At 53.7% G+C, this 789-nt stretch carries 1 protein-coding gene; it reads right to left on the bottom strand.

Annotation, left to right across the window (positions count from 1 at the left end):
• Positions 1–394: 394 nt before the first annotated feature.
• Positions 395–640 carry a helix-turn-helix transcriptional regulator gene (locus D1646_RS02640; protein WP_160634951.1) on the bottom strand — a complete coding sequence of 82 codons (246 nt, stop codon included), beginning with the start codon at positions 638–640 and terminating at the stop codon, positions 395–397.
• Positions 641–789 lie beyond the last annotated feature (149 nt).

The following is a 789-nucleotide window of genomic DNA, read 5'->3' as shown; positions in this document are numbered from 1 at the left end:
GCCCGCAGGCGGCCTGGCCCCTTTGAAAAGGGGCTCCCGGCGAAGCCGGGTGGGGATTGACTTGCTGGCACTGCTTCTACTTAAAAGCTCAAATAGAAGTAGTTTTCCTAAGACAATCCCCCGCCTTCGCTTCGCTCAGGCCCCCCCTTTGCCAAAGGGGGCAAGCGGCTTCGCCGCTTGTGGGGCCCTGCTCCACAAAGCCCATCCCCCGTCCCGCCCGCAGGCGGCCTGGCCCCTTTGAAAAGGGGCAGAGCGGTGCGGTGGGGATTGATTTGCTGGCACTGCTTCTACTTAAAAGCTCAAATAGAAGCAGTTTTCCTAAGACAATCTCCCGCCCTCGCTTCGCTCAGGGGCCCCCTTTGCCAAAGGGGGCTGGCGGCTTCGCCGCTTTATTCTACGGCTTTTCCCGATCCTTCCCTGGTATGGGGTCGTCAGAGAGGCCCAGGAGGTAGTCGGCGGAAACCTTGTAGTGTTCACAGATTAGGACTATCCGCTCAGCGGAGGTAGTGCGGTTGCCACGCTCAATTTCGCTGATGTGTCCTTTTCCCACATCAAGCAGTTTGCCCAAAGCGGTCTGTGTCTCATTGTGCTGCATACGAAGTTCAAGGATACGCTGGCCAAAAAGTTGTTTTGAAAACATAATAATACCTCTTGACAAGTCCCCTTAAAAGGGACTATAATAATATCACAAAGTACTCTTAAAGGGTACTATATTGGGAGGTAAGAAATGGATAGCATTCTGAGAAAATTGTTTGATGGGCAGTATGATATCACCCTGCGGCGGGGCAG

The sequence above is a fragment of the Pseudoflavonifractor sp. 60 genome, from assembly GCF_009911645.1.
Taxonomy (GTDB): Bacteria; Bacillota; Clostridia; order Oscillospirales; family Oscillospiraceae; genus Lawsonibacter.
This window is presented reverse-complemented; position numbering and strand designations above follow the sequence as displayed.

Bases quoted from the DNA above. Each gene is read 5' to 3' on its own strand.
- D1646_RS02640 (WP_160634951.1), bottom strand. From the start codon at position 640: ATGTTTTCAAAACAACTTTTTGGCCAGCGTATCCTTGAACTTCGTATG.